Annotated in this window: 26 protein-coding genes; 20 read left to right on the forward strand and 6 right to left on the reverse strand. The window is 67.3% G+C overall.

The features are described from left to right. Positions 1-2 precede the first annotated feature (2 nt). From trmJ to KPL81_RS03540, 15 genes are all read left to right on the forward strand, one after another. Positions 3-821: a tRNA (cytosine(32)/uridine(32)-2'-O)-methyltransferase TrmJ gene (gene trmJ / locus KPL81_RS03470; protein ID WP_240549025.1), complete on the forward strand. Its 819-nt coding sequence runs from the start codon at positions 3-5 to the stop codon at positions 819-821. Between the two features lie 101 nt (positions 822-922). Beyond that, positions 923-1780, forward strand: a complete 858-nt coding sequence (cysE, locus tag KPL81_RS03475; RefSeq protein ID WP_219790708.1) for a serine O-acetyltransferase — start codon at positions 923-925, stop codon at positions 1778-1780. 131 nt (positions 1781-1911) lie between these two features. Further along, complete coding sequence (iscR, locus tag KPL81_RS03480) at positions 1912-2382, forward strand: Fe-S cluster assembly transcriptional regulator IscR (protein ID WP_209474000.1); 471 nt, start codon at positions 1912-1914, stop codon at positions 2380-2382. A gap of 38 nt (positions 2383-2420) precedes the next feature. Next, positions 2421-3569, forward strand: coding sequence for an aminotransferase class V-fold PLP-dependent enzyme (locus KPL81_RS03485; protein ID WP_219790709.1), 1149 nt, complete (start codon positions 2421-2423; stop codon positions 3567-3569). 36 nt (positions 3570-3605) lie between these two features. Next, positions 3606-3932 carry a HesB/IscA family protein gene (locus KPL81_RS03490; protein WP_209474004.1) on the forward strand — a complete coding sequence of 109 codons (327 nt, stop codon included), beginning with the start codon at positions 3606-3608 and terminating at the stop codon, positions 3930-3932. A 346-nt stretch (positions 3933-4278) separates the two neighbouring features. After that, complete coding sequence (gene ndk, locus KPL81_RS03495) at positions 4279-4704, forward strand: nucleoside-diphosphate kinase (protein ID WP_209474006.1); 426 nt, start codon at positions 4279-4281, stop codon at positions 4702-4704. Positions 4705-4780: 76 nt separating this feature from the next. Further along, a complete protein-coding gene (rlmN, locus tag KPL81_RS03500; RefSeq protein WP_209474008.1) occupies positions 4781-5905 on the forward strand; it encodes a dual-specificity RNA methyltransferase RlmN in 1125 nt (374 codons plus the stop codon). A 133-nt stretch (positions 5906-6038) separates the two neighbouring features. Beyond that, complete coding sequence (gene pilW / locus KPL81_RS03505) at positions 6039-6764, forward strand: type IV pilus biogenesis/stability protein PilW (RefSeq protein ID WP_219790710.1); 726 nt, start codon at positions 6039-6041, stop codon at positions 6762-6764. Between the two features lie 30 nt (positions 6765-6794). Continuing rightward, the gene (locus tag KPL81_RS03510; RefSeq protein ID WP_219790711.1) at positions 6795-7772 is read left to right on the forward strand and encodes a RodZ domain-containing protein; all 978 of its coding nucleotides are present in this window, start codon (positions 6795-6797) and stop codon (positions 7770-7772) included. 5 nt (positions 7773-7777) lie between these two features. Next, positions 7778-8893 (forward strand): flavodoxin-dependent (E)-4-hydroxy-3-methylbut-2-enyl-diphosphate synthase, encoded by a 1116-nt coding sequence (ispG, locus tag KPL81_RS03515; protein ID WP_219790712.1) that lies wholly within the window; start codon positions 7778-7780, stop codon positions 8891-8893. A gap of 28 nt (positions 8894-8921) precedes the next feature. Beyond that, a complete protein-coding gene (gene hisS, locus KPL81_RS03520; protein ID WP_276314018.1) occupies positions 8922-10229 on the forward strand; it encodes a histidine--tRNA ligase in 1308 nt (435 codons plus the stop codon). A 35-nt stretch (positions 10230-10264) separates the two neighbouring features. Continuing rightward, the gene (locus tag KPL81_RS03525) at positions 10265-10909 is read left to right on the forward strand and encodes a YfgM family protein (protein WP_219790713.1); all 645 of its coding nucleotides are present in this window, start codon (positions 10265-10267) and stop codon (positions 10907-10909) included. Beyond that, entirely contained in the window at positions 10906-12072 is a 1167-nt protein-coding gene (bamB, locus tag KPL81_RS03530; RefSeq protein WP_219790714.1) for an outer membrane protein assembly factor BamB, read from the forward strand. The genes KPL81_RS03525 and bamB overlap by 4 nt, the downstream gene beginning before the upstream one ends. Next, the gene (der, locus tag KPL81_RS03535) at positions 12069-13472 is read left to right on the forward strand and encodes a ribosome biogenesis GTPase Der (RefSeq protein ID WP_219790715.1); all 1404 of its coding nucleotides are present in this window, start codon (positions 12069-12071) and stop codon (positions 13470-13472) included. Before bamB ends, der begins: the two co-directional genes overlap by 4 nt. Before the next feature lie 110 nt (positions 13473-13582). Further along, complete coding sequence (locus tag KPL81_RS03540) at positions 13583-14221, forward strand: hypothetical protein (RefSeq protein WP_240549026.1); 639 nt, start codon at positions 13583-13585, stop codon at positions 14219-14221. On the opposite strand, the gene KPL81_RS03545 is transcribed toward KPL81_RS03540, so the two are convergent. Continuing rightward, positions 14222-15091: an ATP-binding protein gene (locus KPL81_RS03545; RefSeq protein ID WP_219790716.1), complete on the reverse strand. Its 870-nt coding sequence runs from the start codon at positions 15089-15091 to the stop codon at positions 14222-14224. It abuts the gene before it with no gap. 120 nt (positions 15092-15211) lie between these two features. Here KPL81_RS03545 and KPL81_RS03550 point away from each other — a divergent pair, with 120 nt between their 5' ends. Next, positions 15212-16012, forward strand: a complete 801-nt coding sequence (locus KPL81_RS03550; protein ID WP_209474023.1) for a M48 family metallopeptidase — start codon at positions 15212-15214, stop codon at positions 16010-16012. Between the two features lie 10 nt (positions 16013-16022). After that, a complete protein-coding gene (locus tag KPL81_RS03555; RefSeq protein WP_219790717.1) occupies positions 16023-16283 on the forward strand; it encodes a hypothetical protein in 261 nt (86 codons plus the stop codon). 3 nt (positions 16284-16286) lie between these two features. Here KPL81_RS03555 and aroE read toward each other — a convergent pair whose 3' ends face one another. The 5 genes from aroE to KPL81_RS03580 all read right to left on the reverse strand — a co-directional run bounded on the left by aroE (position 16287) and on the right by KPL81_RS03580 (position 20943). Beyond that, entirely contained in the window at positions 16287-17099 is an 813-nt protein-coding gene (gene aroE / locus KPL81_RS03560; RefSeq protein WP_219790718.1) for a shikimate dehydrogenase, read from the reverse strand. After that, positions 17096-18025: an oxygen-dependent coproporphyrinogen oxidase gene (hemF, locus tag KPL81_RS03565; protein WP_219790719.1), complete on the reverse strand. Its 930-nt coding sequence runs from the start codon at positions 18023-18025 to the stop codon at positions 17096-17098. Before hemF ends, aroE begins: the two co-directional genes overlap by 4 nt. A 63-nt stretch (positions 18026-18088) precedes the next feature. Continuing rightward, the gene (gene tsaC, locus KPL81_RS03570) at positions 18089-18646 is read right to left on the reverse strand and encodes an L-threonylcarbamoyladenylate synthase type 1 TsaC (protein ID WP_209474031.1); all 558 of its coding nucleotides are present in this window, start codon (positions 18644-18646) and stop codon (positions 18089-18091) included. A gap of 78 nt (positions 18647-18724) precedes the next feature. Further along, entirely contained in the window at positions 18725-19780 is a 1056-nt protein-coding gene (dprA, locus tag KPL81_RS03575) for a DNA-processing protein DprA (RefSeq protein ID WP_219790817.1), read from the reverse strand. 59 nt (positions 19781-19839) lie between these two features. Next, the gene (locus KPL81_RS03580) at positions 19840-20943 is read right to left on the reverse strand and encodes a LysM peptidoglycan-binding domain-containing protein (RefSeq protein ID WP_209474033.1); all 1104 of its coding nucleotides are present in this window, start codon (positions 20941-20943) and stop codon (positions 19840-19842) included. 181 nt (positions 20944-21124) lie between these two features. Between KPL81_RS03580 and def the strand changes: the two genes are divergently transcribed. The 3 genes from def to rsmB all read left to right on the forward strand — a co-directional run bounded on the left by def (position 21125) and on the right by rsmB (position 24074). Continuing rightward, entirely contained in the window at positions 21125-21637 is a 513-nt protein-coding gene (gene def, locus KPL81_RS03585) for a peptide deformylase (protein ID WP_219790720.1), read from the forward strand. Positions 21638-21738: 101 nt separating this feature from the next. Next, on the forward strand, positions 21739-22725 hold the full coding sequence (fmt, locus tag KPL81_RS03590) for a methionyl-tRNA formyltransferase (protein ID WP_219790721.1): 987 nt from the start codon (positions 21739-21741) through the stop codon (positions 22723-22725). After that, the gene (gene rsmB, locus KPL81_RS03595; RefSeq protein ID WP_209474039.1) at positions 22725-24074 is read left to right on the forward strand and encodes a 16S rRNA (cytosine(967)-C(5))-methyltransferase RsmB; all 1350 of its coding nucleotides are present in this window, start codon (positions 22725-22727) and stop codon (positions 24072-24074) included. Before fmt ends, rsmB begins: the two co-directional genes overlap by 1 nt. The last annotated feature ends 33 nt before the right edge of the window (positions 24075-24107 follow it).

Consider the following 24107-nt stretch of genomic DNA (forward strand, 5'->3'; position numbering starts at 1 on the left):
CCATGCTCGACCGCATACGCATCGTGCTGATCGGCACCAGCCATCCCGGCAATATCGGCGCCACCGCCCGCGCCATGCATAACATGGGGCTTGCCGACCTGGCCCTGGTCGCGCCGCGTTGCGAACCCCTGACCAGCGAGAGCATCTCGCGTGCCTCCGGAGCCGATCACATCGTGCATGCCGCTCGGATCGTGGAGACCCTGGAGGAAGCGGTCGCCGACTGCACGCTGGCGGTGGGCGCCAGCGCCCGCTCACGCACCCTGCCCTGGCCGATGATCACCCCTCGCGCCCTGGGCGAGCGCCTGCCGCAGGAGTTGGCCGGCCCCGCTTCGCGGGTAGCGCTGGTCTTCGGCCGCGAGGACAGCGGCCTTTCGAATGCCGAGTTGCAACGCTGCCACGCCCATGTGCATATCCCCACCAACCCCGACTTCAGCTCGCTCAATCTGGCCGCCGCGGTGCAGGTGTTGGCCTATGAATGCCGCCTGGCATCGCTCGACGCCGACGACAACGCAGTCGGTGAGGACGACGAGCCGCTGGCCAGCCACGAGGAGCTGGAACACTACTTCGCCCACCTCGAGCGGACGCTGATCGCCATCGGCTTCCACGACCCCGCCACACCGCGCCAGCTGATGGCACGCCTGCGCCGCTTCACCCTGCGCGCCCGTCCCGAGCGCATGGAACTCAACATCCTGCGTGGCATCCTGTCGGCCACGGAAAAGGGCGCCGCCACGCACGAGCCGGATACCCGGGGGGCACCAGCCGACGAGCCGACATGTCGCCGCGGCAGCGCGGATCGCGACCCTAACCATTCGGCTGAATGATGACGCCTTGAACGTTGCCCGTTGCGTCCCCATATGATCAAACTGTTACATGAAGGCTCTCCCGCCACCCAGGCCGCCCCTCCTTGACCAAGGACCGCTGCATGTTTCAACGACTGCGCGAGGACATCAATAGCGTATTTGCCCGCGACCCGGCGGCACGCAACTTTCTGGAAGTGCTCACCAACTATCCAGGCTTGCATGCGCTGCTGCTGCACCGGCTCGCCCACTGGCTGTGGCAGAAGCAGCTCAAGTGGCTGGCCCGCACCCTGTCGACCTTCTCGCGCTGGCTCACCGGCATCGAGATTCATCCCGGGGCGAAGATCGGACGGCGCTTCTTCATCGACCACGGCATGGGGGTGGTCATCGGCGAGACCGCCGAGGTGGGCGACGATGTAACGCTCTACCAGGGCGTGACGCTGGGCGGCACCAGCTGGCACAAGGGCAAGCGCCACCCCACCCTGGAGGATGGCGTCATCGTCGGCGCCGGGGCCAAGATCCTCGGCCCCTTCAGCGTCGGTGCCGGCGCCAAGGTCGGCTCCAATGCGGTAGTGACCAAGGAGGTGCCCGCCGGCGCCACGGTGGTCGGCATCCCCGGCAAGATCGTCAAGCGCACCGATCCCGATATCGCCGAGGCGCTCGAGGTCGATCCCGAGCGCCGTGAGGCGATGCGTCGCAAGTTCGGCTTCGACGCCTACGGCGTGAGTGAGGACATGCCCGACCCGGTGGCGCGCTCGATCCAGGCCATGCTCGATCACATGCACGCCGTGGACGAGCGTATCGAGCGCATGTGCGGCACCCTGCGCAAGCTCGACGCCAGCTATCGCGAAGGCAAGCTGCCCGAACTGCGCGACGAGGACTTTGCCGACATCCTGTCCGATGTCGATGCCTGCTGCGGTCCCACCGGCAGCGAGCATGACCGGGATCAGGGCGGCCCGGAGTCGCCGCGGGGGAATGGTTGACCTCCGCACTCAGGCTTTACCATAATGGCGAATCGATCCACGGCTCGCTGCCAGCGGCGAGCGCTCGCTGACCTCCCGGCCCCGTTTCGCAGGCCCGAGGAAGGCTTCCCGATGCGCCTGAAGAGCCTGCCATGCGTTTGACTACCAAGGGACGCTACGCCGTCACCGCCATGCTCGACCTGGCCCTGAACGCTGACAAGGGACCTACCTGCCTGGCCGATATTTCGCGCCGCCAGGAAATTTCCCTGCCCTACCTGGAGCAGCTCTTCGCCCGCCTGCGCCGCGCCGGACTGGTCAACAGCGTACGCGGCCCGGGCGGCGGCTACCTGCTGGCGTTGCCGGCGGCCGAGATCTCGGTGTCACGGGTGATCGCCGCCGTCGACGAATCGGTCGACGCCACTCGCTGCCAGGGACTGTCGGATTGTCAGCAAGGCGACACCTGCTTGACCCATCACCTCTGGTGCGACCTCTCCGAGCAGATCCGCGGCTTCCTCGACGGCATTACCCTCGGCCAGTTGGTCGAGCACGGCGACGTGCGCCGCATCGCCGCGCGCCAGCGCAGTCGCCACGACGACAATACCATCCTGACCTCCTCGCCTTGATGCCGGCCGAGGAACAGATTGGAGATCTTCGCGAGACCATGAGCGCCCTCGTTTATCTCGACTATGCCGCCACCACCCCGGTCGATCCCCGGGTCGCCGAGGCGATGAGCCGCTATCTCACCCTCGACGGCACCTTCGCCAATCCCGCTTCGCGCAGCCACATGCTCGGCTGGCAGGCGGAGCAGGCGGTGGAGAGCGCACGCCGCCAGGTCGCCGACCTGATCGCGGCTGACCCACGCGAGATCGTATGGACCAGCGGCGCGACCGAAGCCGACAATCTGGCATTGATCGGCTTCATGCGTGCCAACCGTGAGCGCGGCCGCCATCTGGTGACCTCCGTCATCGAGCACAAGGCAGTGGTGGATACCGCCACGGCGCTCGAACAGGAAGGCTTCGAGGTGACCTGGCTGCAACCGGGACGCGACGGTCGCATCAGCCCCGCGCAGCTGCGCGAGGCGATGCGCTCCGATACCGTGCTGGTGTCGCTGATGGCGGTGAATAACGAACTGGGCTGCATCCACGACCTGGCGGCACTGGCCGAGGTCGCTCATGCCGGTGGCGCAACGTTCCATGTCGATGCCGCCCAGGGCGTCGGGCGCATCGACCTCGACGTAGACCGTCTGGGCGTCGATCTGATGTCGCTCTCGGGGCACAAGGTCTACGGTCCCAAGGGTATCGGCGCGCTTTACGTGCGACGCAGCCCGGACCTGCGCATCGAGCCGCTGATCCACGGCGGCGGGCATGAGCGCGGCATGCGCTCCGGCACCCTGGCCACCCACCAGATCGTCGGCATGGGCGAAGCCTTCCACCTGGCCGCAGCCGAGGGCGAAGCCGACCAGGCGCGCATCCTGACGCTGCGGAACCGTCTGCTCGACGGGCTGTCGGAGCTGGACGGGATACACCGCAATACCGCCATCGAGGTGGCGGTGCCCAATATTCTTAACCTGGCCTTCGAGGGCGTGGATGGCGAGTCGCTGCTGATGGCGCTGCGCAGCGTTGCCGTATCGACCGGCTCGGCATGCAATTCCGCCAGCGTCGAGCCATCCTATGTATTGAAGGGCATCGGCATACCGCGCTCGTTGGCTCTGGCCTCGCTACGCTTCAGTTTCGGCCGCTTCACCACCGAGGCCGATGTCGATGCGGCGCTCGAGGCGCTGCATCATGCCCTTCCGGGCCTGCGACGCTAGTCGTCGCCCAGCCACTTTCGCTGCAGGAGAATGCACATGGCGCACCTTTCCATCACCACCAACGCCGCCGAGCAGATCCAGCGAGTGCTGGAGGAACGCGGCCACGGCCTGGGCCTGCGCGTCTCGGTCAAGCCCAGCGGCTGCTCCGGCTATAGCTACGTGCTCGACTTTGCCGACGAGGCCGCCAATGACGACGCGGTCTTCAAGGAGCACGGCGTCACCGTCTTCGTCACCCCCGAGGCGCTGCCCATGCTAGATGGCAGCGAAGTCGATTACGTGTCGGAGGGGCTCAATCGCTTCTTCCGCTTCAACAACCCCAACGTCAAGGACCAGTGTGGGTGCGGCGAAAGCTTCACCGTCTGAAGAAAAATTGTACAAGCGTCTGCGCGGGCAAATCGCTGCGCTGCGTGCGCCTTGCGACCCACAGGGATATGGGAAGTGCGATGGTTCGTCGGGAACGCACCCAGCCGCCTCACTCCGCTCGCCGACCTGTGCAGCGTTTCTTTCCGCAGGGGTGACGATTGTTCAACGGCCGTCGGCAGCGGTATACTCTGCGCCCACAGATTCCTCGCGCTGACGCGCCGCGTGCGGCATTCCCGGCTCGCGGGGACGAACGCATCCAGATCCGTAGCGCCACGCCGTACCGACCCGCCTGCGGGTGGGTACGGCGTGGCGCTATCACCTACCCATGTCAACGGAGACAGGCCACATGGCAACCGAACGCACCCTTTCCATCATCAAGCCCGACGCCGTCGCCAAGAATGCCATCGGCGAGATCATCTCCCGCTTCGAGAAAGCCGGTCTCAAGGTGATCGCCGCCAAGATGCTGCAGCTCTCCGAAGAGCAGGCCGGCGGCTTCTACGCCGAGCACAAGGAGCGCCCCTTCTTCAAGGATCTGGTGGGTTTCATGACCTCGGGCCCGGTGGTGGTGCAGGTGCTGGAAGGCGACGACGCCATCGCCAAGAACCGTGACCTGATGGGCGCCACCAACCCCAAGGAAGCCGCCCCGGGAACCATCCGCGCCGACTTCGCCGAGACCATCGACGCCAACGCCGTGCACGGCTCCGACTCGCCGGCTTCCGCCGAGCGTGAAGTGGCCTATTTCTTCAACAGCGACGAAATCTGCCCGCGCTGAACCACTCCCGGCCAGCCGGCATTTCGCGGGGGCGCTCCTGCCCCCGCTCTCGTCCCGCCCCGACCTGCGTGAAATCATGACCGCCACCACCGCCCAACGTAGCAACCTGCTCGGCATGACCCGTGAAGAGATGGAAGAGTTCTTCCTCTCCATCGGCGAGAAGAAGTTCCGTGCCGCCCAGGTGATGAAGTGGATTCATCACGAGGGCTGCGACGACTTCGCCTCCATGACCAACCTCTCCAAGGCGTTGCGCCAACGACTCGCCGAGGTGGCCGAAATTCGCGGCCCCGGGGTGGTCTACGAGGGCACGTCCAGTGACGGCACCCGCAAGTGGGTGCTGGAAGTGGAGGACGGCAGCTATGTGGAAACGGTGCTGATCCCCGCCGACAACGGCAAGCGCCGCACCCTGTGCGTTTCGTCCCAGGTCGGCTGCTCGCTCGACTGCAGCTTCTGCTCCACCGGCAAGCAGGGCTTCCAGCGCAATCTCACCGCCGCCGAGATCATCGGCCAGGTGTGGGTCGCCCAGCGCAGCGTGGGGCCGCGCAAGGATACCGCCAATCGTCCCGTCACCAACGTGGTGATGATGGGCATGGGCGAACCGCTGATGAACTACGACAACGTCGTGCCGGCGATGAAGCTGATGCTCGACGACAACGGCTATGGGCTCTCCAAGCGCCGCGTGACCCTGTCTACCTCGGGCGTGGTCCCGATGCTCGATCGGCTGGGCGACGAGCTCGATGTGAGCCTGGCCATCTCGCTGCACGCCGCCACCGACGAACTGCGCAGCGAACTGGTGCCGCTCAACCGCAAGTACAACATCCGTACCCTGCTGGACGCCTGCCAGCGCTACCTGGCCAAGTGCGACGACACGCGCATGATCACCATCGAGTACACGGTGATCAAGGACGTCAACGATCAGCAGGAGCACGCCCGCCAGCTCGCCGAACTGCTGCGCGAACTGCCGTGCAAGATCAACCTGATCCCGTTCAACCCCTTCCCCCACTCCGGCTACGAGAAGCCGTCGCGCAACCAGGTGATGCGTTTCCAGCAGTGGCTCTACGAACTGGGATACACAGCACCGATCCGCAGCACCCGCGGCGACGACATCGATGCCGCCTGCGGCCAGCTGGTCGGCCGGGTGAAGGACCGCACCCGGCGCCATGAGCGCTACATCCGCTCGATCCAGATCGACGCCGACTGAAGCGGGGGTCGCCTTGACTTCAACCCGTCACGGCGCTTTGATGGACAGGCTTTTTTTGTCCCTGGGCCGCGCCACTCGGGCGCCAGGCACGCCAGACAACGACAGTACGACAAGGCCCGACCATGAGGATGTCATGACGCGCTCCCCCTATCTGCCAAGCCGACGCATGCCGCTGGTCGCGATGGCGGTCGTGGCGTTGTGGCTCTCCGGCTGCGCCAGCCAGTCCGGGCAGCAGGTCGATGCGGACCCGGCCGAGGCCTTCACCGAGCTGGGCATGGCCTACCTCGAGCGCGGCAACCTGCCACGCGCCATGACGGCACTCAACCGCGCCCTGGAACGCGACCCCGAGGATCCCGAGGCGCTACAGGCCATGGCCATCGTCTACCAGCGCCAGGGTGAACGGGAGCAGGCCGAGCGGATGTTTCAGCAGGCCATCGCGGCCGATCCGGACAACAGCCGGGCGCGCAACAACTATGCCGCCTTTCTCTACGAACAGGGCCAGGCACGTCGCGCCTGCGAACAGCTAGAGCTGGCCTCCCAGGATGTCCGCTACGCCAACCGCGCTCAGCTGTTCGCCAACCTGGGACAGTGCCGATGGGAACTCGGCGAGATCGAGCAGGCACGCCAGAGCCTGGCGCGGGCCCGCAGCCTCGACCCGCGCGACCCGAGAAGCTACTTCACCCTCGCTGCGCTGGAGCTGGAGCAGGGCAACCCGGAGCGCGCCCAGCAGCAGCTGGAGATCTTCGTCGGGCTTGCCGGCATGACGCCCAACGCCCGGGCGTTGGCCCAGCAGATCGCCGCCAGCAGACCGGACACGACCGTCACCCCCGGCGCCGATACGCAACGTGACGCACCCTGATCAACGACTTTAGACGAAGGATGCTCAGCCATGAGCGACAATCAAGACATCGATGCCGTCGGCTTCACATCCTCGGCCTCTCCCGGGGAGCTGCTGCGCCGTGAGCGCGAAACGCAAGGGCTGAGCCGAGAGGAAGTCGCCACGGCATTGAACCTCCGCCCCGCCGTCGTCACCGGCATGGAGGAGGACAGCTACGAACAGGTACCGGTGGCCACCTATCGCCGGGGCTACCTGCGCGCCTATGCCCGCCTGCTGGGCATGGACGACCGCCCCGTGCTGCAGGCCTACGCCGATCGCTTCGGCAGCCAGGAGAACGAGCAGCGGGTGACGCCGGTTCAGGTGACCAAGCCGCCGTCGCGCATCGGCGCCTGGCTGTTCAAGCTGGTCACCCTGCTGGTCATCGCCGGTCTGATCGGCCTGACCCTGGTGTGGTGGCAGAGCCGCGACGGCAACGAGCCGCCGGCCGTCGACGCCAGCGGTCCGGTTTCGGTCGAAACGCTGGATGGCACCACCACCATCGAGGAAGAGCCGGCCCCCGAGGTCGAGGACGCCCTGCCGCCGCTTCCCGAGGAAGGCATCGATCCGCTCGATGGCGAGACCCCGGCACCGGCCAGCGAAGTCGACCCGACCGGCGCCGAGCTGATCGCAGGCATGGTCGAGGAAACACCGGTCACGCAGGGCGAGACCAGCGTGGAGGCGCCCGCGGAGCAGCCGAACACGGTCGAGGAGGAGCCGGAGGTCGCCGAGACAGCACCGCCCGCCGACCGCACCGAGCTGCAGTTGACCTTCAACGAGCAATCGTGGACCGAGATCTTCGACGCCAACAATCGGCGTGTTTTCGTCGGTCTCCAGGAACCTGGCACCACGGCAACCGTCGAAGGGGAGCCCCCCTTCCGCCTGACCATCGGCAATGCCACCGGCGTCGAGCTGAGTTGGGCCGGCGAACGCGTCGACCTCTCCGCACGCGCCGGGGCCAACAACGTCGCCCGATTCACCCTGGGAGAGTGATACCTATGCATTCCCCGTCGCCCATCGTTCGTCGCAAGTCGCGCCAGATCCATGTCGGCAAAGTACCGGTCGGGGGTGATGCCCCGATCTCGGTGCAGAGCATGACCAACACCGACACGCTGGACGTCGCCGCCACCGTGGCGCAGATCGAACGGCTGGAGGCCGCCGGAGCCGACATCGTGCGTGTCTCGGTGCCGACCATGGACGCAGCCGAGGCCTTCGGCCGCATCAAGCGTCAGGTCAACGTGCCGCTGGTGGCCGACATTCACTTCGACTACAAGATCGCCCTACGCGTCGCCGAGCTCGGCGTCGACTGCCTGCGCATCAACCCCGGTAACATCGGCAAGGAGGAACGCGTACGTGCCGTGGTCGCCGCCGCTCGCGACAATGACATCCCGATCCGCATCGGCGTCAATGCCGGCTCGCTGGAGAAGGAGCTGCAGCGCAAGTACGGCGAGCCGACGCCGGAAGCACTGGTGGAATCGGCAATGCGCCATATCGACCATCTCGACCGCCTCGACTTCCAGGAGTACAAGGTCAGCGTCAAGGCCAGCGACGTGTTCATGGCCGTGGCCGCCTACCGCCAGCTGGCCGGGCTGATCGAGCAACCTTTGCACCTCGGCATCACCGAGGCCGGTGGGCTGCGTTCGGGTACCGTCAAGTCCTCCATCGGTCTTGGCATGCTGCTGATGGACGGCATCGGCGACACGATACGCGTATCGCTCGCCGCCGACCCGGTGGAAGAGGTCAAGGTCGGCTACGACATGCTCAAGAGCCTCCGCCTGCGCAGCAAGGGCATCAATTTCATCGCCTGCCCCAGCTGCTCGCGCCAGAATTTCGACGTCATCGGTACCATGAACGCCCTCGAAGAGCGCCTCGAGGACATCATGACGCCGCTCGACGTCTCGGTGATCGGCTGCGTCGTCAACGGTCCCGGTGAGGCCAAGGAGAGCGACATCGGCCTGACCGGCGGCAGCCCCGCCAACCTCGTCTACATCGACGGCAAGCCGGCCTCCAAGCTGCGTAACGATCGCCTGGTCGACGATCTCGAGTCCCTGATCCGCGAGAAGGTACGCGAGAAGGAGCAGGCCGAAAAGAACGTGATCGCCCGCGAGGCCTGAGCGGCCGTCGACCATCAAGGAGCCCCCGTTGAGCAAGCCCGAAAGTCGCAAGAAAAAGATCCAGGCCATTCGTGGCATGAACGACCTGCTGCCGGGCCAGTCGGCCCGGTGGCAATATTTCGAAGGTACCGTCCAGGCGCTGATGAAGCGCTACGGCTACGCCGAGATCCGCACGCCCATCGTCGAGCAGACCGCCCTGTTCGCACGCTCCATCGGCGAGGTCACCGATATCGTCGAGAAGGAGATGTACACCTTCGACGATCGCAACGGCGACAGCCTCACTCTGCGCCCCGAGGGTACGGCGAGCTGCGTGCGCGCGGCCATGGAGCACGGCCTGCTGCACAACCAGACCCAGCGGTTGTGGTACCAGGGTCCGATGTTTCGTCACGAGCGCCCGCAAAAGGGCCGCTACCGGCAGTTCCATCAGGTCGGCCTGGAAGCCTTCGGCCTGGAAGGGCCTGACATCGATGCCGAGGTGATCCTGCTCTCCGCCCGCCTGTGGCAAGAACTGGGGCTCATCGAACATGTCACCCTGGAGCTCAACTCGCTGGGCTCCAACGAGGCCCGCGCCGCCTACCGCGACAAGCTGGTGGCCTACTTCGAGCAGCATCGCGACCAGCTCGACGAGGACTCGCTGCGCCGCCTGACGAGCAATCCGCTGCGTATCCTCGACTCCAAGAACCCCGACATGGCGCCGATGCTGGCCGACGCGCCCCGGCTGATGGATCATCTCGACGACGCCTCGCGCGAGCACTTCGAGCAGCTCACCGCCCTGCTCGAGGCCGCCGGCATCGACTATGTCATCAACCCACGCCTGGTACGCGGCCTCGACTACTACTGTCGCACCGTGTTCGAGTGGACCACCACCGCGCTGGGTAGCCAGGGCACCGTGTGTGCCGGCGGCCGCTACGACGGCCTGGTCGAGCAGCTCGGCGGCAAGCCGACCCCCGCGGTGGGCTTCGCCATGGGCATCGAGCGCCTGATCCTGCTGCTCGAGACCTTGGAGCTGGTGCCCGAAGCCGCGCTCGACGAACTGGACCTCTACGTGCTGCCCATGGATGATGGCGCCACCGCCCAGGCCATGCTGCTCGCCGAAAGAATCCGCAGCGAGTTGCCCGACCTGCGCCTGCAGCTGCACTGTGGCGGCGGCAGCTTCAAGAGCCGCATCAAGAAGGCCGACCGCAGCGGCGCTCGGCTGGCGCTGCTGCTGGGCGAGGATGAACTGGCCCACGGCCGCGTGACGCTGAAATTCCTGCGCGAGGAGCGCGATCAGCTGAGCCTGGCCCAGGATGCCCTGGCCGAGGCGCTCACTTCGCTGATGGACGAGTGCGCCTGAACGAACCGCATTTTGCTGTGTAAAGGAGACCGCCCGTGGCGGAGCTGAGAACCGAAGAAGAGCAGCTGGAAGCCATCAAGCGCTGGTGGAAGGAGAACGGCACGTCGCTGATCGCCGGAGTCGCCATCGCCATCGCCGGCGTGGTGGGCTGGAATACCTGGCAGAGCTATCAGGACAACCAGGCGGAAGCGGCCTCGATGCGCTATCAGCAGCTGGTCAGCCTGGCCGACAGTGACAACGTCGATGAGGCCCGCGGCCTGATCAGCGAGATCACCGATCAACACGGCCGCACGCTCTACGCCGACCTGGCACGCCTGATCGACGCCAGCCTCGCCGTGGAAGAGGGCGACCTGGACGCGGCCCGTCAGGCGCTCGAGGGCGTGATCGAAGCCAGCGACCGTCCCTACGTTCAGGGCTTGGCCCGTCTGCGCCTGGCCCGGCTGCAGGTGGCCGACGGAGAGGCCGAGGCCGCGCTCGATACCCTGGCGCGAGACGTACCCGCCTCCCTGACCGCCCAGCAGGCCGACGTGCGCGGCGATGCGCTGCGTGCCCTGGGCCGCGACGACGAAGCCCGCCAGGCTTGGCAAGAGGCCCTCGCGGTCGCCGAACAACGTAACCAGCCGATCTATGGCGTCCAGCTGAAGCTCGACGACCTGGGTGCCGAAGAGGCCATGCTATGAAGATGACACTCGCACGCAAGTTCAACCTCGCCCTGACGGCGACCCTGGCCCTTGGCCTGTTGGCCGGCTGTGCCAACAAGGCGGAGCCGCGCTACAGCCCCAAGGAACTCAAGCGCTTCGACGCCCGCGTCGAGCTTGAAAGCGACTGGCGCCAACAGGTCGGCAAAGGGCTCGGTCGGGCCACCTACCCCATCACGCCGTCGCTGGATAGCGGCGTGATCTATGCCGCCGACGAGCGCGGCCGGGTCATGGCGGTGGAGGCTCAGAGCGGCGAGCGTCGCTGGCAGATCGACCTCGAGGTCGGCGTCTCCAGCGGCCTGACCGCCGTGGCCGGGCAGGTCTATCTCGGTACCCGCAACGGCGAGGTGCTGGCGCTGAGCCAGGCCGACGGCGACGTCAGCTGGCGCACCCGAGTCTCCAGCGAAGTGCTCGCTCCGCCGCAGCCCAACCAGCAACTGCTCATCGTGCAGAGCGTGGACGGCACCGTGACGGCGCTGGACCGGCTCAGCGGACGTGAGCGCTGGGTACATACCACCACCGAGCCCGCCCTCACCCTGCGCGGCACCGGCACCCCCATGGTGATCGACCCGGTCACCTTCGCCGGCTTCGCCAACGGTCGCCTGGTCACGCTGGACAACCGCAACGGCCAGCCGCTATGGGAGCGACGCATCGCCGTGCCGCGCGGACGCAGCGAGATCGATCGCATGGTCGACCTGGGTGGACAGCCGGTGCTGACCCCCGACGGGCGGCTTTTCGTGACCAGCTACAACGGTCGCCTGGTGGCACTGGAAGCGCCCAGCGGCGAGGTCCTGTGGGAGCGCGAGCACTCCGGCTACCACACGCCGGTGCTGGTGGGCGACCGCCTCTTCGCAGTCAACGAAGCCAGCCACGTGATCGCCTTCGATGCGCACAGCGGCGAAGAGCTGTGGCGCAACCGCGACCTCGAGGGCCGCTGGCTGACCGCCCCCGCCTTCGCCGATGGCAACCTGGTGCTGGGTGATTTCGAAGGCTACCTGCACCTGATCGACACCCAGGACGGCCGTTTCTCGGCACGGACGAAGATCGACGGCTCCGGCATCAGCCTGCGCCCGGTCACCGATTCCCGCCGCATCTACGTGCTGGCCAACGACGGTCGCCTCGAGGCCCTGGAAGTCAATCGATGACACCCGTGATTGCCCTGGTCGGCCGCCCCAACGTGGGCAAGTCGACCTTGTTCAACCGCCTGACCCGTAGCCGCGATGCCCTGGTGGCGGATTTCCCCGGCCTCACCCGCGACCGCAAGTACGGTAACGGCATGCTCGGCGACAAGGCCTATACGGTGATCGATACCGGCGGCATCAGTGGCGACGAGGAGGGTATCGATGCCGCCATGGCCGAGCAGTCGCTGGCGGCCATCGACGAAGCCGACATCGTGCTGTTCATGGTCGACGCCCGGGCCGGCCTGCAGGTAGCCGACGAGGCTATCGCCAACCACCTGCGGGTCAACCAGAAGAAGACCTGGCTCGTCGTCAACAAGACCGACGGTCTGGAAGAGCACTCGGCCATGGCCGACTTCTGGGCCCTGGGCCTGGGCGACCCCCGCCCCATCGCCGCTGCCCACGGCCGCAACGTCACCAGCCTGATCGAGGAAGTGCTCTCCCCCTTCCCCGAGCGCGACCTGAGCATTCCGGCGGATACCGGCACCAAGGGCATCCGCATCGGCGTCATCGGCCGGCCCAACGTCGGCAAGTCGACCTTGGTCAACCGCCTGCTCGGCGAGGAGCGGGTGGTGGTCTTCGACGAAGCCGGCACCACCCGTGACGCCATCGAGATCCCCTTCGAGCGCCGCGGCAAGCCCTACGTGCTGATCGATACCGCCGGCGTGCGGCGACGCAAGAACGTCAGCGAGATCGCTGAAAAGTTCTCGATCATCAAGACGCTGGAGGCGATCAAGGAGTGCCACGTCGCGATCATGGTGCTCGATGCCCGCTCGGGACTGGTCGAGCAGGACCTGCACCTGCTCGACTACGTACTGACTACAGGTCGCGCGCTGGTGCTGGCGGTGAACAAGTGGGACGGCCTGGAGCAGGAGGCCAAGGAGAAGATGCGCGCTGAGATCAAGCGCCGCCTGGGCTTCGCCGACTACGCCGAGCTGCACTTCATCTCGGCGCTGCACGGCACCGCTGTCGGCGACCTCTATCCATCGATCGAGCGCGCCTTCGCTTCGGCCAACAGCCACTGGTCGACCAACCGGCTCACCACCCTGCTGCAAGATGCCGTCAGCCAGCACCCGCCGCCGCTGGTCCACGGCCGCCGGATCAAGCTGCGCATGGCCCACCAGGGCGGCAGCAATCCGCCGATCATCGTCGTCCATGGCAACCAGACCGAGGCCCTGCCCGAGGCCTACAAGCGCTTCTTGACCAACACCTTCCGCAAGGTGCTGAAGGTCAAGGGCACGCCGATCCGCTTCGAGTTTCGCTCCGGCAGGAACCCGTTCGATCCATTGGCCGGTGCCAGCGACCGGGAGAAAGCCAAGCAGCGCGAACTGGGGCGCACCCGCGCCGCCCGCAACAAACGTCGTTAACCCCTTGTCCAACCCCGGTCGCCAAGGCCGGGCCGTCATCCCCACCGACAGGCCGCCCTGGCCGAGCCCGTACCCCGTTACCGAGCCGCTTCGTCCCACAGGAGGAGCCGATGTTCCTGAGTCGTTCGTTGTCCTTCGTCCTACCTCGCCGCCGCTGGCACCTGCTTGCCCCGCTCAGCCTGGCCATGCTGCTCGGCGGCTGCCTGGCCCTGCCCCAGACCGGGCTGTTCGCCTTTCGCCTGGCCGTGACCTCGCTCGGCATCGAGGATGTCCGCATCGGCCCCTACTCGATCCGGGCCGGCCTCGACACCAGCGACATCGCCTCGCTGGTGGCTTCGTCCCTGGGCATGGGCAGCCTGCCGGTGCAGGCGACCGTGGCCATGGGCCTGTCACTGCCCGTCGGCATGCCAGCGGTGGAAATGTCGGGGTTTCGCTGGACCCTGGACGTTCCCGGCGCCGAGCCGGTCAGCGGCAACTACCAGCAGGACGTGACCCTGACCTCCCGCGACGACACCAAGCTGCGCCTGCCCGTGGCCTTCGACGTGCTGGCCACCGACAGCAAGCGCCTGGCCCCCATGGTGGAACTCGCCACCCAACTGGCCAGCCAGGGCGAGCTCCCCGCCGGCAGTGAGCTGGCCATCACTCCGGGCAACCTGCGAGGCCTCGGCGTAACGCTGCCGGCCGGGCTGTGGACGCCGACCCTGCGCTTCGCCGTGGGCCAGGATGGCGAGCTGACTCCGCAGCGTTGATCACACCGACTCGTGCAGTCGTCGGCGACCGACCCACTGGCAGGCGAACTGCCAGGCGCCGCGGCCGCTACGGCCACCGCGCAACGTGGCGTAGCGGATCGCCTCGGCGCGCGCCTCGGCATTCCAGTCCCGCTCGCCGCCCAGTTGCGTCACCCAGTGGCAGCAGGCTTCGAGATAGGTGTCCTGGTTGAAGGGGTAGAAGCCGAGCCATAGGCCGAAGCGGTCGGAGAGCGAGATCTTCTCCTCCACCGCATCGCCATGGTGAAGCTCTTCCCCGACCAGCTGCGTGTCGGCATTGTCGGCCAGCGACTCGGGTAGCAGGTGGCGGCGGTTCGAGGTGGCGTAGAGCAGCACGTTGGGCGGCGGGCCGGTCAGGGCACCGTCGAGCACGCTCTTGAGCGCCTTGTAGGCGTCGTCATGGCCCTCGAAGGAGAGGTCGTCGCAGTAGACCACGAAGCGATGCGGCTGCCGGCGCAGCTGCTCGACCAGCATGGGCAGGCCGGCCAGATCGTGACGATCGACCTGCACCAGGCGCAGCCCCTCCGGCGACAGGCTGTTGAGCAGTGCACGGATCAGCGACGACTTGCCGCTGCCCCGCGAGCCCCACAGCAGGGCATGGTTGGCCGGCCACCCCTGCAGGAAGGCGCGGGTATTGTCGACCAGAGCCAGCTTCTGGCGCTCGATACCCAGCAGGTCGTCGAGCGACAGGGCATCGCGAGGCGGCACCGGCAGCAGGCGGCCGCCCAGTACGTGGCGCTGCCACAGCGCGGCCACGTCGCGCTCCCAGTCGACCTCCTGCGGCGCCGGGGGCAGCCAGTGCTCCACGTGATCCAGCAGGCGGCTAAGGCGGCGGCTCAGCTCGGCATCCATCGACATCTCCTTGGGACTTTCACGGTTCACGGTTGACCTTGTTACGCTTCAGGGTATCTTGTGGCGAACCGTCACCCCCGTCCAGGGTCTCAAGGGATCTGAACGAACGAGGTATCGAACATGCGCTGGATTCGCTGTGCTGCCGTGGCCACCCTGGCCCTGACTCTTACCGCCTGCACCACCTCGCCAACCGGACGTCAGCAGCTCACGCTGATGTCGGATGAGCAGCTCAACCAGATGGGCCAGGAGGCCTTCGCCCAGTACCAGCAGGACCTGCCCCCGGCCGGTCAGGCCCAGCAGCGCTACGCCCAATGCGTGGCCGAAGCCATCGTCGCCGTGCTGCCGGAGCGCGAGCGCAATCAGGAGTGGCAGATCCGCGTGTTCCAAGCGGAACAGGCCAACGCCTTTGCCCTGCCCGGCGGCTACATGGGCGTCAACACCGGCCTGCTCGACATTGCCGACAATCAGGATCAGCTCGCCTCGGTGATCGGCCACGAGATCGGCCACGTACTGGCACGCCATGCCAACGAGCGTGTCTCGACCCAAACCTCGACCCAGCTCGCCCTGTCGGTGCTGTCCTCGGCGGCCGGTCTCGAGGGGCCGGGCGGCGAGCAGCTGATGGGGGCGCTGGGCCTCGGCGCTCAGTACGGCATTCTGCTGCCCTTCTCGCGCCGCCACGAGAGCGAGGCCGACGTGATCGGCCTGCGGCTGATGGCCGACGCCGGCTTCGACCCCCGGGCCAGCATCGCGCTGTGGGAAAACATGAGCGCCCAGGGCGGCGCCCGCCCGCCGGAGTGGATGTCCACTCACCCCAGCCACAGCGGGCGCATGCAGGGCCTGCAGGCCGAGATGGACAACGCCTTGGCCCGCTATGAGCAGGCCCGTCAGGCTGGGCGGCAGCCAAATTGCCCGCGCCCCTAGGGGAACACTGATGCTGAGACTTGGCCTGCTGCTGTTGATCCTGCCCATCTTCGTGCTGATGGGGGTCTACTTCTGGGAGCTCAACGACGTGCGTGAATGCGCGCTGATCCAGGGGGGGCATTGGGACTATCTGGCCGGCGTATGCCGCGAGTCGCCTCAGCCCTTCGTGCCCTGGGTGGAACGCCATCCGTGGCTGGTCAACGGCGGCGTGCTGCTGTCGCTGGCCGGTGTGGTGATGTGCATGCTGGGGCTCTACGTCAAGCGCCGCTGACCCTCACAAGGACCGTCTCAGCATCTCGAGTACCGGGGCAGTATCGGGGCGCTTGCCACGCCACTGGAAGAATGACTCGGCGGCCTGCTCCACCAGCATGCCCAGGCCATCGACACCGCGAGCGCCGCGCTCCCCTGCCCACTGAAGGAAGACGGTGGGCTCGGCGCCGTACATCATGTCGTAGGCGGTGGCACCGCCCGCGAACAGGTCGTCGGGCAGCGGTGGCAGGTCGCCGGCGAGGCTGGCGCTGGTGCCATTGATCACCAGGTCGAAAGGTCCCGAGATGCTATCGAAGCCACCGCCGCTGATAGCGCCAAGGTCGCGAAAGTCGCTGGCCAGCGCCTCAGCCTTCTCGGCGGTACGATTGGCGACGAACAGGCTGGCCGGCTTTGCCGCGAGCAGCGGCTCGAGCACCCCGCGCACCGCCCCTCCGGCACCCAGCACCAGAAGGCGCGCCCCGGCGAGCGTGACAGCGTGACGCTCGAGATCGCGCACCAGGCCGATGCCATCGGTGGTGTCGCCATAAGTCTGGCCATTCATTCCCAACAGCAGGGTATTTACCGCTCCGGCCCGCTGGGCACGCCGGCTCAGGGTATCGCAGAGCTGGAACGCCTCCTCCTTGAACGGCACGGTGACGTTGGCGCCCCGTCCTCCCTCGGCCGTGAAGCGACGCCAGGCGCCGGCAAAGTCGTCGAGCGGCGCGGCGATGGCGGTGTATTCGATGGTCTCACCGGTCTGTTCGGCGAAGGCGGTGTGGATCGTCGGCGACTTCGAGTGCGAAATCGGGTTGCCGAAGACGCAATAGCGATCGGTCATGCAGTGGGCTCCTCTTCCCCCAGCCAGTCGCGAGGGCGCAGGTAGTTCCGGTACAGGGTTTCCTCCGCGCTGCCTGGTTCGGGCTGCCAACCGTACTCCCAGCGGGCCAGCGGCGGCATCGACATCAGGATCGACTCGGTACGTCCGCCGCTCTGGAGTCCGAACAGGGTGCCGCGGTCCCATACCAGGTTGAATTCGACGTAGCGTCCGCGGCGGTAGAGCTGGAAATCGCGCTCGCGCTCGCCCCAAGGCGTGTCGCGACGCCGCCGTACGATGGGCAGGTAGGCGTCGAGAAAGGCATCGCCCACCGCACGCTGGAAAGCGAAGCTGGCATCGAAGTCCCACTCGTTGAAGTCGTCGAAGAACAGCCCACCCACGCCGCGCGTCTCGTCGCGATGCTTGAGATAGAAATAGTCGTCACACCATGCCTTGAAGCGCGGGTAGACGTCGGGGCCAAAAGGGGTGCAGGCATCGCGAGCCACGCGGTGCCAGTGCAACACGTCCTCGTGCACCGGGTAGTAGGGCGTCAGGTCGAAGCCGCCGCCAAACCACCATACCGGTGCCTCGCCCGGCTTCTCGGCGATGAAGAAGCGCACGTTGCCGTGGCTGGTAGGCACGTGGGGGTTTTCCGGGTGCAGCACCCAGGAGACCCCCACGGCGTGGAAGCCGCGCCCGGCAAGCTGGGGCCGGGCCGCCGTGGCCGAGGGCGGCAGCTGGTCACCGTGGACGTGGGAAAAATTGACGCCGCCCTTCTCGAACACCCGGCCGTGCTCGATGACCCGCGAACGGCCTCCCCCTCCCGCTTCACGCTGCCAGCTCTCCTCACGAAAGCTGGCGCTGCCATCCTCGGCGGCGAGTCCGTTACACAGCCGGTCCTGCAGGTCGAGCAGGTAGCTCTTTACCGTATCGAGATTGGCGTGCGCCATGCTGCTCCTCGCTGTCATTGCCCTTCGACGTTGCCTGCCCCGTCTGACCAGGACGTTTCGCGCTCAGGCGCGCAGCACCCGACCGCTGCGCAGGTCGCGAATGGTGCTGGGACGGTCCAGCCCCCCCAGTTCACCTTCGACGATGGCATCGAGTTCGTCGCCGAAGATCGCGCGAACCTCGGCGGCGCTCATGGCCGAGGGCTCGCTGGCCCGATTGGCCGAGGTCGAGACGAGCGGTCCGCCGAATGCCCGGCACAGCGCCGCGACTCCGGGGTGGGCGCTGACCCGCAGCGCCACGCAATCGTGGGCACCGCGCACCAGCGCGTGGCTGCGGCCATTGTGCGGCACCAGCCAGGTGTTGGGGCCCGGCCAGCTGGCGACCAGCGGAGCATGCAGCTCCGGCGCCAGGCCCTCGAGCCAGGGGCCGAACTGTTCGATGGAGGCTGCCACCAGGATCAATCCCTTGGCCGGGTCGCGTTGCTTGAGCCGCAGCAGGCGGGCCACGGCCTCGTCATTGTCCGGGTCGCAGCCCAGTCCCCACACGCCCTCGGTGGGGTAGGCAATCACGCCGCCGCCACGCAGCGCGGCAACGGCGGCATCGAGCGATTCGGCCACGATCATGGTCTCCTGCAGGTGATTCGGTACGCGACCGCCAGGGTGGCCAGGACGGTCGCGACGAGGGCCTCTATGCTAGCACGCCTAGGCGTTCTCAGGCAGACGCACCCAGCCCCCGGGCGCCTGGGCGGCACGCCCCTCGAGCTCGAGTTCCAGCAGCCGCCGCTGGCAATCGGGCACGGCCAGCCCGGTCAGGTTCACCAGTGCATCGAGCGGCGAGGGCGCGTCGCTGAGCCAGCGCAGCAGCGGATCGCCGCCACTGGCATCCGGTGTGCTGGCATCCGATGGCTTGCGCGGGGAATGGCACGACGCGGCCCAGTGGGTCAGTTCCTCGAGGATGTCATCGGTATGGCGCACCAGTACGGCGCCTTCGCGAATCAGCTTCAAGCAGCCCCTGGCCTGGGGGTTGTGGATCGAGCCGGGCAGCGCGAAGACTTCGCGATTCTGCTCGATGGCGAGCCGGGCACTGACCAGCGAGCCACTTTTCTCGGCAGCTTCGACCACCAGCACCCCCAGCGAAATGCCGGTGACGATGCGGTTGCGGCGAGGAAAGAATCCCGCTCGCGCGGGCGTCCCGGGGGGATGCTCCGAGAGGATCAGTCCGCCCTGCTCGAGCAGTTGATGATAGAGCCTGGCATGACGAGGCGGATAGATCACGTCAGCGCCACAGCCGAGCACCGCCACGCTGCGACCGCCGGCCTCCAGCGCCGCCTGCTGGGCTGCCCCGTCGACGCCCAGTGCCAAGCCGCTGACGACGCACCAGTCGCGGCTGGCCAGCTCGCGGCCGAAGGCGGCGGCATTGGTCAAGCCTTCACGGGTGGGGCGTCGCGAGCCGACGATGGCCAACTTGGGCGGCTGCAGCGCCGCCAGGTCGCCCAGCGCCCAGAGTACCGGCGGCGGGTCGCCGATCTGCTCGAGCAAGGTCGGCCAGGCGGGATGCCCGGGGTGCAGCAGCTCGCGTTCGGGCGCGGCGTCCAGCCAGGCCAGGTCTGCCTCTACCTTAGGGGCCAGTGGGCTGCGGCCCGGATGGTCGAGCCACAGCCGCAGCGCCAAGGACGCCTGACGCGGCAGGCATGCCAGCCACCCTTCGGGCCAGTCGGGCGCGGCCGCCACCATCTCGGCCAGCCTCGCCGTCCCCATACCCGGCAACTGAATCAGTGCCAGCCAGTCGCGCTGGCTCGGCCTGGAGCGCGCCTCACTCACCGCTGCGCCACCCCCACCCCACGCCGGGGGTTGTAGAGACGATCGCCGACTTCCAGCGTCCGGGTTGCCTGCATCACCAGGCCATAGCTCATCTTCTCGTAGGGCCGGAATACCATGACCAACCCGGCGTCCGTCCCGGGCAGGCGCAGCGACTCGCCGGTACGCGGGTCGACGACTCGCTCGCCCTGTTGCTCAACCTGCAGCACATGCCCCGTTTCAAGCCCGTCACGACGCCCCCGGTCCAGCGCCACCACCTGCAATCTGCCGATGAAACGCACGCCGCCCGGCACGGCAAGGATAGTGCCCTCGATATCTCGATCCGGCGCGCGGGGCACGAATTCGCTGACCAGCTCGCGCTCCTCCAGCGGCAGCACGATATCCTCGTTGCGCACCTCCTGGCTGGCGGAGAGGACTTGCATGAGCGCGATATCATCCTCGCTGCGCTCGGCCTGGGCACGTCCGATGCTGATCAACTCGAGGCCCAAGGCCTCGCCGCTGGCCGCATCGTGATAGCGCTCACCGACACGGTAGATGCCGTAACGCTGTCCGCGCTGCAACTCGCCGCGGGCATAGATGCGGTCGCCGGCGCCGCTGATGATGCGCCGGTCGTTGCCGGCCACCACGTAGGCCAACTCATCGAGCGTATCAGGATCGTCGACGACCCGGTGGTCACGCAGGAAGTGGCGTACGGTATCCAGCGGAATCGGTTCGATCGCTTCACGCACTGGGACACGGCGCACCTCGGGCGAGAGCCGCACCACGTTCTGGCCACGCTCGAGGCCGAGGCACGGCCGGCCATTGCAGTCCTGCAGGGTGATCACATCACCGGGGTAGATCAAATGCGGGTTGCGAATCTGCGGGTTGACCTGCCATACCTCCGGCCATTGCCAGGGGTGGCGCAGAAAACGCCCCGAGATGTCCCAAAGGGTATCGCCGCGCACCACCGTGTAACGCTCCGGCGCGTCACTACGCAGCCCATGCTCCCAGCTCAGCCCCTGGGCCTGGGCCAGCGTCGCCGCCAGCCATAGCGCTAGACCGCCCGCCCACGTTCGCCGCCACTTCGGCGGGCCGTCCTGCCGACGCTTCGCCTGTTCGTCCATCCCGTCCCCCTGCCTCGCCGCTACCGGCCCTCTGCGCGTCCACCCACGTCGGGAACCGGAGCACAGTGCGATAGTCCAATGCTATTGGAATGATAATGCATGCCAGCGGTTTCCCCCTGGCCTGCCGCCGCCTAGAATAGGGGCAATTCCCGAATGACAGCATAACGGTGATTCCAACGCCATGGCCAAATTGACGATCCTCGAATTTCCCGACGAGCGGCTGCGCACCAAGGCAGCGCCGGTCGAAGCGGTTGACGACGAGGTGCGCCGACTGGTCGACGACATGCTCGAGACCATGTACGACGCTTCCGGCATCGGCCTTGCCGCCACCCAGGTGGATGTGCACCGTCGCGTGATCGTGATGGACGTCAGCGACGACCGAGCCAACCCGCTGGTGCTGGTCAACCCCGAGTACGTTCCCATCGGCGAAGAGCGTGAACTGATGTCCGAGGGCTGCCTGTCGATTCCCGAGTACTATGCCGAAGTACCGCGGGCGCTCAAGGTTCACCTCAAGGCGCTGGACCGCGATGGCAAGCCCTACGAGCTCGAAGCCGACGGTCTGCTGGCGCACTGTATTCAGCATGAGTGCGATCACCTCGAGGGAGTGCTGTTCGTCGATTACCTCTCGCCGCTCAAGCGCGACCGCGTGCTGAAGAAGATGCAAAAGCGCCACAAGCAGATGCAGACAGCCTGACCCCCGACTTACCCAAGGCCGACGTTTCGATGTCGGCCTTCGTCGTTTGGGCCTGCCTCCGTTAAGATGAGGGGCAACCGTTCACAGGCAAGGCTCGATCCATGTCCCGTTCCCTGCGCGTCATCTTCGCCGGCACCCCCGATTTCGCCGCCGCCAGCCTCGCTGCCCTGCTGCACAGCCGGCACTCGGTAGTGGCCGTCTACACTCAGCCCGACCGCCCGGCGGGCAGGGGCCGCAAGCTGACCGCCAGCCCGGTCAAGTCGCTGGCTGTCGCGCACGAGCTGCCGGTCCGCCAGCCCGAGACGCTCAAGCGCGACGATATCCAGGCCGAACTGGCCGACTTCGAGGCGGACGTCATGGTGGTGGTGGCCTACGGCCTGATCCTTCCCCAGGCCGTACTCGACATTCCCCGACTCGGATGCCTCAACGTCCATGCCTCGTTGCTGCCGCGCTGGCGCGGTGCCGCCCCGATCCAACGCGCCATCGAGGCGGGCGACAGCGAGAGCGGCGTCACCATCATGCAGATGGACGCCGGGCTCGATACCGGCGACATGCTAATGGTGAGGCGCACGCCCATCACCCCGACCACCACCGGTGGCACGCTGCACGACACCCTGGCCACGCTCGGTGGCGAGGCGATGGTCGAGGTACTCGATGCCTTGGCCGGTGATGGGCTGACCGCCACACCCCAGCCCGAAGCAGGCGCCACCTACGCCGCCAAGCTCTCCAAGGCCGAGGCCGAACTCGACTTCACTCGCCCCGCCAGCGAACTCGCCGCCAGGGTGCGCGCCTTCAACCCCTGGCCGGTGGCCTGGTGCGCCTGCGGTGATGAGCGGCTGCGCCTGCTGATGGCCGAGGCGGACCGCCTCCACGAGGGCGAACGGGCCGTCATGCCAGGCACCCTGCTCAGCCCAGACGCCGACGCCCTGCGCATCGCCTGCGGCCCCCGCGGCGACGTCGTATTGCGGGTCACCCGCGCCCAGTTACCGGGGGGCAAGCCGCTGGCGGCACGTGACCTGCTCAATGCGCGTGATGCGCGCCTGCAGGCCGGGCGCCACTTGGGTCGTGCGAATGAGGAGAGCCTCTGATGCATCGCTCCACTCCCTCCACCCGCGCCGGCAAGAGCGTCCAGGACGGCGGCCAGGCGGTACGCGCCAGCGCCGCCCGCGCCTTGGTTCCCGTCATCACCGGCAAGGGCTCGCTGAACGAGCTGGACGATCACCAAGTGGTAATACGCGATCGGGCCCTGTTCAGAGCGATGTGCTACGGCGTGTGCCGCACGCTGCCGCGTCTCGAGGCGCTGGCCGAGCAACTGCTGAAAGCCCCTTTCAAGGCGCGTGATGCCGACATCCAGGCGCTGCTGCTGCTGGGTATCTTTCAATTGCTCTACCTGCGCATTCCGGCACATGCCGCAGTGGGCGAAACCGCCGGTGCCGCGCGCCAGCTGGGCAAGGAGTGGGCAACCCGGGTGCTCAACGGCTGCCTGCGCCGGCTGACCCGGGAATCCGCGGCGCTGCAAGCCGAGGTCGACAAGGATCCCGCAGTGGCGCTGCTGCACCCGCGCTGGCTGCTCAAGGCGCTGCGCCAGGCCTGGCCCGACGACTGGCGCGCCGTTGCCGAGGCCAACAATCAGCCCGGTCCCATGACGCTGCGTATCAATCGTCGTCACGGCGATCGCGAGGCCTACCTGGCGAAGCTGCTCGAGAGCGGCATCGAGGCCCGGCTGTGCACGCACTCGCCCGACGGCCTGACGCTGGACAAGCCCTGCGACGTGCAGGCGCTGCCCGGCTTTGCCGAGGGCGACGTCAGCGTGCAGGACGAGGCCGCCCAGCTCGCCGCTGAGCTGCTTGGACCGGCACTGGCGCCGCGCCCCGGCGGTCGCGTGCTGGACGCCTGCTGTGCACCCGGCGGCAAGACCGCCCACCTGCTCGAGCTGTTCGATATCGAACTGCTGGCGCTCGACAGCGATGCCGTGCGCCTGGCCCGGGTCGAGGAGACGCTCGAGCGTCTTGGCCTGTCGGCCACGCTGGTGCATGCCGACGCCACGCAGCGCGACTGGTGGGACGGCACGCTGTTCGACGCCATCCTCCTCGACGCGCCCTGCTCGGGCACCGGCGTCATTCGTCGCCATCCTGACATCAAGCGTTTGCGGCGTCCCGCCGACATCCCCAGGCTGGCCGAACTGCAGGCGCGCCTGCTCGACAACCTTTGGCCGCTGCTGCGCCCGGGCGGGGCGCTGCTCTACGCCACCTGCTCCGTGCTGCGCGAGGAAAACGATCTGCAGGTACGCGCCTTCCTCGAGCGCACCCCCGATGCCGAAGCCACTACCCCCGGGGAAGTCAGCTGGGGCCAGGTGGCCGGCGCCGGGCGCCAGCTCCTGCCGCAGCCCGACAGCCATGACGGATTCTTTTATGCCAGACTGAGAAAGCGGGGTTGAACCGGCCCCACCATCGTTCGTTCACTTGAGCAA

Origin of the sequence: Billgrantia antri (genome assembly GCF_019430905.1) — a bacterium.
GTDB lineage: Bacteria > Pseudomonadota > Gammaproteobacteria > Pseudomonadales > Halomonadaceae > Halomonas > Halomonas antri.

What these genes read in the sequence shown, in the direction of transcription:
- trmJ (WP_240549025.1), top strand. Translation starts at nt 3, where the DNA reads ATGCTCGACCGCATACGCATCGTGCTGATCGGCACCAGCCATCCCGGC.
- cysE (WP_219790708.1), top strand. Translation starts at nt 923, where the DNA reads ATGTTTCAACGACTGCGCGAGGACATCAATAGCGTATTTGCCCGCGAC.
- iscR (WP_209474000.1), top strand. Translation starts at nt 1,912, where the DNA reads ATGCGTTTGACTACCAAGGGACGCTACGCCGTCACCGCCATGCTCGAC.
- KPL81_RS03485 (WP_219790709.1), top strand. Translation starts at nt 2,421, where the DNA reads ATGAGCGCCCTCGTTTATCTCGACTATGCCGCCACCACCCCGGTCGAT.
- KPL81_RS03490 (WP_209474004.1), top strand. Translation starts at nt 3,606, where the DNA reads ATGGCGCACCTTTCCATCACCACCAACGCCGCCGAGCAGATCCAGCGA.
- ndk (WP_209474006.1), top strand. Translation starts at nt 4,279, where the DNA reads ATGGCAACCGAACGCACCCTTTCCATCATCAAGCCCGACGCCGTCGCC.
- rlmN (WP_209474008.1), top strand. Translation starts at nt 4,781, where the DNA reads ATGACCGCCACCACCGCCCAACGTAGCAACCTGCTCGGCATGACCCGT.
- pilW (WP_219790710.1), top strand. Translation starts at nt 6,039, where the DNA reads ATGACGCGCTCCCCCTATCTGCCAAGCCGACGCATGCCGCTGGTCGCG.
- KPL81_RS03510 (WP_219790711.1), top strand. Translation starts at nt 6,795, where the DNA reads ATGAGCGACAATCAAGACATCGATGCCGTCGGCTTCACATCCTCGGCC.
- ispG (WP_219790712.1), top strand. Translation starts at nt 7,778, where the DNA reads ATGCATTCCCCGTCGCCCATCGTTCGTCGCAAGTCGCGCCAGATCCAT.
- bamB (WP_219790714.1), top strand. Translation starts at nt 10,906, where the DNA reads ATGAAGATGACACTCGCACGCAAGTTCAACCTCGCCCTGACGGCGACC.
- der (WP_219790715.1), top strand. Translation starts at nt 12,069, where the DNA reads ATGACACCCGTGATTGCCCTGGTCGGCCGCCCCAACGTGGGCAAGTCG.
- KPL81_RS03540 (WP_240549026.1), top strand. Translation starts at nt 13,583, where the DNA reads ATGTTCCTGAGTCGTTCGTTGTCCTTCGTCCTACCTCGCCGCCGCTGG.
- KPL81_RS03545 (WP_219790716.1), bottom strand. Translation starts at nt 15,091, where the DNA reads ATGGATGCCGAGCTGAGCCGCCGCCTTAGCCGCCTGCTGGATCACGTG.
- KPL81_RS03550 (WP_209474023.1), top strand. Translation starts at nt 15,212, where the DNA reads ATGCGCTGGATTCGCTGTGCTGCCGTGGCCACCCTGGCCCTGACTCTT.
- KPL81_RS03555 (WP_219790717.1), top strand. Translation starts at nt 16,023, where the DNA reads ATGCTGAGACTTGGCCTGCTGCTGTTGATCCTGCCCATCTTCGTGCTG.
- aroE (WP_219790718.1), bottom strand. Translation starts at nt 17,099, where the DNA reads ATGACCGATCGCTATTGCGTCTTCGGCAACCCGATTTCGCACTCGAAG.
- hemF (WP_219790719.1), bottom strand. Translation starts at nt 18,025, where the DNA reads ATGGCGCACGCCAATCTCGATACGGTAAAGAGCTACCTGCTCGACCTG.
- tsaC (WP_209474031.1), bottom strand. Translation starts at nt 18,646, where the DNA reads ATGATCGTGGCCGAATCGCTCGATGCCGCCGTTGCCGCGCTGCGTGGC.
- dprA (WP_219790817.1), bottom strand. Translation starts at nt 19,780, where the DNA reads ATGGGGACGGCGAGGCTGGCCGAGATGGTGGCGGCCGCGCCCGACTGG.
- KPL81_RS03580 (WP_209474033.1), bottom strand. Translation starts at nt 20,943, where the DNA reads ATGGACGAACAGGCGAAGCGTCGGCAGGACGGCCCGCCGAAGTGGCGG.
- def (WP_219790720.1), top strand. Translation starts at nt 21,125, where the DNA reads ATGGCCAAATTGACGATCCTCGAATTTCCCGACGAGCGGCTGCGCACC.
- fmt (WP_219790721.1), top strand. Translation starts at nt 21,739, where the DNA reads ATGTCCCGTTCCCTGCGCGTCATCTTCGCCGGCACCCCCGATTTCGCC.
- rsmB (WP_209474039.1), top strand. Translation starts at nt 22,725, where the DNA reads ATGCATCGCTCCACTCCCTCCACCCGCGCCGGCAAGAGCGTCCAGGAC.